This is a genomic window from Deinococcus radiotolerans, assembly GCF_014647435.1.
GTDB lineage: Bacteria > Deinococcota > Deinococci > Deinococcales > Deinococcaceae > Deinococcus > Deinococcus radiotolerans.
Window position 1 is genome coordinate 44,590 of the sequence record NZ_BMPE01000022.1, and the last position, 6,292, is coordinate 50,881.

8 protein-coding genes are annotated in these 6,292 nt (G+C 66.8%); 6 read left to right on the forward strand and 2 right to left on the reverse strand.

Annotated elements, in window-relative coordinates; translation table 11 throughout:
- Positions 1-80: 80 nt before the first annotated feature.
- The gene (locus IEY63_RS19495) at positions 81-1,250 is read right to left on the reverse strand and encodes an S-layer homology domain-containing protein (protein ID WP_189070668.1); all 1,170 of its coding nucleotides are present in this window, start codon (positions 1,248-1,250) and stop codon (positions 81-83) included.
- Between the two features lie 350 nt (positions 1,251-1,600).
- Here IEY63_RS19495 and IEY63_RS19500 point away from each other — a divergent pair, with 350 nt between their 5' ends.
- The 3 genes from IEY63_RS19500 to IEY63_RS19510 all read left to right on the forward strand — a co-directional run bounded on the left by IEY63_RS19500 (position 1,601) and on the right by IEY63_RS19510 (position 4,257).
- Positions 1,601-2,320 (forward strand): phosphorylase family protein, encoded by a 720-nt coding sequence (locus IEY63_RS19500; RefSeq protein WP_189070669.1) that lies wholly within the window; start codon positions 1,601-1,603, stop codon positions 2,318-2,320.
- 82 nt (positions 2,321-2,402) lie between these two features.
- A complete protein-coding gene (locus IEY63_RS19505; protein ID WP_189070670.1) occupies positions 2,403-3,200 on the forward strand; it encodes an enoyl-CoA hydratase/isomerase family protein in 798 nt (265 codons plus the stop codon).
- Positions 3,201-3,207: 7 nt separating this feature from the next.
- Positions 3,208-4,257 (forward strand): phosphohydrolase, encoded by a 1,050-nt coding sequence (locus tag IEY63_RS19510; protein ID WP_189070671.1) that lies wholly within the window; start codon positions 3,208-3,210, stop codon positions 4,255-4,257.
- Between the two features lie 71 nt (positions 4,258-4,328).
- Here the strand turns inward: IEY63_RS19510 and IEY63_RS19515 are convergent, their stop codons facing one another.
- Complete coding sequence (locus IEY63_RS19515) at positions 4,329-4,655, reverse strand: hypothetical protein (RefSeq protein ID WP_189070672.1); 327 nt, start codon at positions 4,653-4,655, stop codon at positions 4,329-4,331.
- A 130-nt stretch (positions 4,656-4,785) separates the two neighbouring features.
- On the opposite strand from IEY63_RS19515, the gene greA reads away from it, so the two are divergent.
- The 3 genes from greA to IEY63_RS22640 all read left to right on the forward strand — a co-directional run.
- Positions 4,786-5,256 carry a transcription elongation factor GreA gene (gene greA / locus IEY63_RS19520; protein WP_189070673.1) on the forward strand — a complete coding sequence of 157 codons (471 nt, stop codon included), beginning with the start codon at positions 4,786-4,788 and terminating at the stop codon, positions 5,254-5,256.
- Positions 5,257-5,337: 81 nt separating this feature from the next.
- The gene (locus tag IEY63_RS19525) at positions 5,338-5,706 is read left to right on the forward strand and encodes an SH3 domain-containing protein (protein WP_189070674.1); all 369 of its coding nucleotides are present in this window, start codon (positions 5,338-5,340) and stop codon (positions 5,704-5,706) included.
- Between the two features lie 382 nt (positions 5,707-6,088).
- On the forward strand, positions 6,089-6,292 hold a 204-nt coding region (locus IEY63_RS22640), incomplete at its 3' end, for a transposase (protein WP_189070675.1).

The window sequence follows — 6,292 nt, forward strand, 5'->3', positions numbered from 1 at the left end:
GGACGCCTGACTGTCTGCCCATCAACCGACGAACATCCCCGGCCATGTGACCGGGGATGCCTGCTCTGGCTGAAGTGTGTTTAGAAGAAGAACTTCACGCCGGCTTTGATGCCGTTGCTCAGGCCGCTCGAAGCACCCTGGTCGAGGCCCGTGGCGTAGCCCTTGTTGCTGGTGTAGTAGCGGCCATTGTACTCGGCGAAGATGGCGAGGCTATCGGTAATGTTGAAGTCCACACCAGCAATCGCGTTGACGTAGATGTCACTGGTGTTCTGGGCGGTGTTGCCGCGCTGCTGGCCGCTGGTCAGACCGAGGCCCGCGCCGACGTAGGGCGTGATGCGGCTGCCGGTGTTCAGCGCGTAGGTGGCGTTGGCGTCCACACTCACGGCGTTCCAGCCGGGCTGGTAGTCGGCGGACACGCGGGCACCGACGGGGCCGATGACGTTGTTCTTGCCGATCACGACGCCGCCGTTCACGCAGTAGTTGACGGGGCTGGTCTTGTCGGACAGGCTCAGGCACTCCGACCCGGCGCCGGCCATCTTGACGCCGCCAGAGACGCCAGCGTAGATGTCGCGGCTGACCACGGCAGTGGGGGTGGGCTCGCCGATCACGACGGTGGTGTCGGTCGTGGTGGTGGGCGTGGTAACGGTGGCGCTGGTGCTCGTTCCGGCGGGACCCTGGGGGCCCTGAGGACCGGCAGGACCCTGGGGGCCGGCAGGACCGGCGGGACCCTGAGGGCCGGCGGGGATGTTGCGGATGGCGGCTTCCAGGGCGTCAATGCGGGCGTTGAGGGCCGCGACGTCGGCGCTGGCGGCGCCGTCACCCATGCCGTTGATCTTGGCTTCCAGGGCGTCGATACGGGCCTGCTGGTCAGCGGTGAGTTTCTCAAGGTCCGTGACGCGGTTGGCGACGGCGGCAAGTTCAGTGCTGACTTCCTGCATGCCGTTGGCGATGGTGGTCATGTCGCCGGCGCTGAAGCCGCAGTTGTTGAGGGCGCCGGTCTGCAGGGCGCGGTAGAAGATCAGCGCGGCCTGGTAGCGGGTGAGGTTCTCGTTGCCGCGGAAGGTGCCGTCGGGGAAGCCCTGAATCAGACCGCACTGAACGATCTTGTCCACGGCGTCCTTGGCCCAGTGACCGGCGGGAACGTCGCTCAGGGTGACCTGGGCGGGAGCGGCGGTCGTGGTGGAAGTCTGGGCGCTGGCTGCGCCGAGGCTGAGGGCCAGGGTGGACGCGATGATCAGTGATTTGCGCATGTGTTGTTCTCCTTGAGCGGTCTGAATCGGAAACAGCGGCACAGTGTGACGTGTTCCTCTGCGCTTCACGGTAGGCAGGGCCAGTGAGGTCTTTGTGAATTTCAGACGGCGTTGGCGCCCTCCTGGCGGGCCTGAATGAGACGAACCTGACGCCCGGGTTGACCATGGCAGTTTCGTGAGGTCAGGGCTCTTTCGATGAGTGAGGAATTGCGGCCCAATCACGGCACTTCAGTCTTCTTGATGAGAAAGCTGTCGTGCGCGTCATGTCCCTCACTCATGAGTGAGCCATTCAGTCAGCGCGGACCCCCTGCGGCTGTTCGGACGTGAAAGCGGCCCGTATACTCCGGCGCATGAGTCAGATTCATGTTCGCGCTCAGGTGGGCGACGTCGCCCCCTACGTCCTGCTGCCCGGGGATCCCAACCGCGCGCGGCACATCGCGCAGACCTATCTGGACGGCGCGCAGGAGTACACCAGCCACCGGCAGCTGCTGGGCTTCACCGGCACGTACCAGGGCGTGCCGGTCAGCGTGCAGACGACCGGCATGGGCTGCCCGAGTGCGGCGATTGTCACGGAGGAACTGGCGCGGCTGGGCGCCCGCACGCTGATCCGCGTAGGTACGCTGGGCGGCGCAACCCCCAGCGTCGCGCCGGGCGACCTGGTGATTGCCACGGCCGCCGTCCCGAACGACGGCACCACGAGGCAGATGCTGGGCGGCGCCCCGTACGCGCCCGCCGCGAGCTTTGAGGTGGTGGAGGCCAGCGTGCAGGCCGCCCGCGCGAGCGGCGCGCCGCACCACGTCGGCCTGGTCATGACCGAGGACGCCTTCTACGCCAGCACGCCGGAGCACGCGCGCCTGTGGGCGGGGCGGGGCGTGCTGGGCTTCGAGATGGAGGCCAGCGCGATCTTCCTGGTGGCGGCGCAGCGCGGCCTGCGCGCCGCGTGCCTGACCGCGTGCAGCAACGATATCGGCGACCCGCAGCTGGTGCCGGACGACGTGCTGGCCGCCGGGGTGGACCGCATGGTGCGCGTGGCGCTGGACGCCATCGTGACGCTCGCTGCGCGCGACTGAACGCCACGGCCCGGAGGGAGTCGTCCGCCGGAGCGACTCCTTCTTCCTTTGAGGGCGGACCGGGCTGTGGCAGGATGGGCGCATGACCCAACTGGACGAGTTCGAGTTCAACAACGTGCAGATTGACCAGCATGGCCCGATCGCGGTGCTGACCATCAACCGCCCCCGCGCCCTGAACGCCCTGAGTGCGGACACCCTCTCGGAGATCGCGCAGGCCGTGAACCTGATCGTGGAGGACGCCGAGGTGGGCGCGCTGATCATCACGGGCGCCGGCGACAAGGCTTTCGTGGCGGGCGCGGATATCAGCGAATTCGAGAACTTGGAAGGCGTGTACGACGGCCGCGAGCTGTCCCTGGCCGGGCAGGACGTCATGCACCAGATCTCCTCGCTGCCCATTCCCGTGATTGCCGCCGTGAACGGCTTCGCCCTGGGCGGCGGGCTGGAACTGGCGCTGGCGTGCGACGTGCGCGTGGCGGCCACCACCGCCCGCTTGGGCCTGCCGGAAGTCACGCTGGGATTGATCCCCGGTTTCGGCGGCACGCAGCGCCTGGCCCGACTGGTCGGCGCGGGCCGCGCGCTGGACCTGATGCTCACTGCCCGGCAGGTGAAGGCCGACGAGGCCCTGAGCATGGGCCTCGTGAACTACGTCGCGGACGACGCGCTGACCAAGGCGCGCGAGGTGGCCGAGATGATGCTGAAAAATGCTCCTATTGCGCTGTCGCTGGTCAAGGAGGCTGTGCGGCGCGGTCTGGACACCACGCTGGAGGCAGGGCTGGAGGTCGAGGCGGACCTGTTCGGCATGACGGTCGCCACGAAGGACTTCCGTGAGGGGGTGGACGCCTTCCTGAACAAGCGCCGCGCGGAGTTCCAGGGTGAATGAGGACGGCATGGGCGCCGGCGAGCAGAAGTTCCGACTGCAGGTCGAGGGCGGTAAGGTCAGCGACGTGGCCGGCCGTGAGGACAGCGCCGCTGCGGCCGGAAAGACCCGCGTGGTGGAGTTCACCACGCCCCGCGCCAAACTGATCGAGGAGGCCAATCAGGCGATCCGCATGGACCTGCGCGGCTACCCGCGCGCCCTGGCGGCATACGACGCGCTGCGCAGCGATCCGGAGGCCCTGGCACACTGGGACATGGCGAACTACATCACCATGCGCAAGCTGGGCTACAACGACCACGGGCGCGTGCACGCCTTCATCACGGGCGCGGCGGGCCTGGCCCTCACGGAACTGCTGCTCGAGGGCGGCGTGAAGACCGACATCATGGACAGTGGCGTCGGGGACGCGGATGACGTGTTCCTCACGGTCATTCTGGGCACCATGCTGCACGACATCGGCAACCAGATTCACCGGGTGGGGCACGAGGCGCACGCCGTGGCGCTGGCCCTGCCGATCATCGACCGGATCATGACGCCGCTGTACCCGGACCCGTTCAAGCGCGTGAAGGTGCGTTCGTTCATCCTGGGCGCAATCAACTGCCACGACCTGAACCCCGCGCCGCTGACGCTGGAGGGCGGGATCGTGGCCGTCGCGGACGGCACCGACATCACCAAGGGTCGCGGTCGCAAGGCCTTCAGTCTGGGCAGCGTGGACATCCACTCGATCAGCGCGCTCGCGGTGGATCAGGTGGTCATTGAGCGCGGCCGCGACAAGCCCGTGCTGATCAGCGTCACCATGAACAACTCCGGAGGGATCTTCCAGGTGGAGGAGATCCTGGCCCCCAAGGTGATCCGTACGCCCATGCGCCGCTTCGTGGAACTGCGCGCCACGACCCGGCCCGAGGGTGAAGAGCAGATCCTGTCGCGCGTGAGACTGGACGGCGATCACTTCGTCATGGATCTCGAGGGCGGCGAGCAGGTGGCCGTGGAGGTCATGGACTCGCAGAAACAGACGCAGCAGGCCATCGTGGAGAACCTGGGCCTCGGCACCGACAGCCGCTGATTGAATCAGGAAGAGGGAACCCCGGCCAGACAGCCAGGGTTCCCTCTCACCTTGGTGAGCCTGAAGTGACGTTACTTCTTCGCGCCGGGCAGCGGCGTGGTGCGCGCGGGGCCGCCGTCCACGCCACCACTGCGGTGCACGCCCTCCCCACCCGCCGCGCGGCCCTCCAGGTCGCTGTCCCCATCGTTGTTCGGGGTGCCCTGACGGTCCTCGAAATCGCTCCCGCCCAGCATGCCGTCCTGGAAGCCGGGCTGGTCATTCGGGTTGCTGCTCTCAGCACTGGCGGCGTCCCGCAGGAGCGCCTCGGCCGTCATCTTGTCGTTCAGCAGTTCGCCGGTGGTGCCGTCATCCCGCACCTCGCCCTCCGGGGCGTACTCGCGCGCGTCATCTCGTGTCATGTCCCGGAGGGTAAGCGCTGCCCCCAAGGCGCGGGTGGGGAAACGGCCGGGGTGACCTTCATGATTCCCGGCGCGTTGCCCGCCCACTTCACCGCGCGCACCCACCCGAAACCACCTATACTTGAGTGCTATGACGAAGGATCGCATCACGATGACCCAGCGCGGGTACGACAAACTGGTCGAGACCCTGCACTTCCTGAAAACCACCAAACGCGAGGAGATCTCCGAGAACATGGGCCGCGCCATCGAGGACGGCGACCTGCGAGAAAGTGCCGCCTATGACGAGGCGCGCATGCAGCAGAGTGAGAACGAGGCCCGCATCTCCGAACTGGAACGTCAGCTCGAACGCGCCCTGATCATCGAGGAGGACGCCACCGGCGGCGCCGGGCTGGGCGCCAAGGTCCGCGTGCGGGACGCCAAGGGCAAGGAGCACCAGTTTGAGCTGGTCGGCACCTACGAGGTGGACGTCCTGAAAGGCAAGATCAGCGACGCCAGCCCCATCGGCAAGGCCCTCGCCGGACGCCGCGCCGGGGAGAAAGTCACCGTGCAACTGCCCAAAGGCAGCGCCGAGTTCGAGATTCTCAGCGTCGACTACCTGTAACGCCTGCAGGACCCCGCGCCTCCCTTTGCCCCCCACGGGTGAAGGGAGGCGCGGGTCCTACCGGATACACTAAACGCGACCATGCACCGCCTTATCCGCCCCCTGCTGCTGCTGCTCAGCGGCGCGGCCCTCGCCTCACCCGCCTGGGTTGTCCCCAGCGCCAAACTCTACCCAGTGCCCAATCAGACGAGCGCGGCCCTCCGCGCCCTGCCCGCCGGCACTTCCCTGGACCTGCGCCGCTGCTACGCCGTGTGGTGTGACGTCCAAGTGGACCGCCAGCGCGGCTGGGTGCTGCGTTCCAGCGTGAATTTAAGCGGCGACTGCCGCCAGCTGGTGCAGCTGGGCCTGAAAACCCTGCGCCGCAGCGAAGCGGCGTACGCGAACAACAGGGATCAGAACAAGGACGGACTGGCCTGCGATGACCTGGACCGCCCGCTGATACGCCAGTAGGTGCTGAATTCACACGCAGCCTTGACGAGGTCTTCAGAGACGTCCCACACTGCCAAAACCGCTACAAATCCAGATCAGCCACGCCGCCACACTGAGCGCGTTGCACCTGATCCAATGACGATCGGCGCGGAACAACCCCGATCCTCTGGCGGACCGTGCAACCTAATCCACCCACTCCACCCCTGCCCAGGCAGGGGTGTGTCCGTTGCGGAAAGGACAGCGAATTTACGCTTCTACGGATATCACTGTCCACTGTAGCCGGTGCGAAGGTACGGCCGAAGCTGGCTCAGGTTTTCAATCATAGTCGGAGAGCAAATCGCCTCAAATCTGGGCTGACACGCTAAGAGCCTGAGGACAGAACACGTCGGACTATGTTCCGATCATGGTCGAGCAGCTCGTACCCGATGACCTGTGGGCGCTGATTCAACCGGTCATTCCTTCACCCCCACCGCGTCCACGTGGTGGTCGTCCGCGTCAGTGTGCGCGCCAGACCCTGGCGGGCATCGTCTATCTCCTCCGTTGGGGCTTCCCTGGCGTCACCTCCCACGCGCACTTGGTCTGGGCAGCGGACGGACCTGCGAGCGAC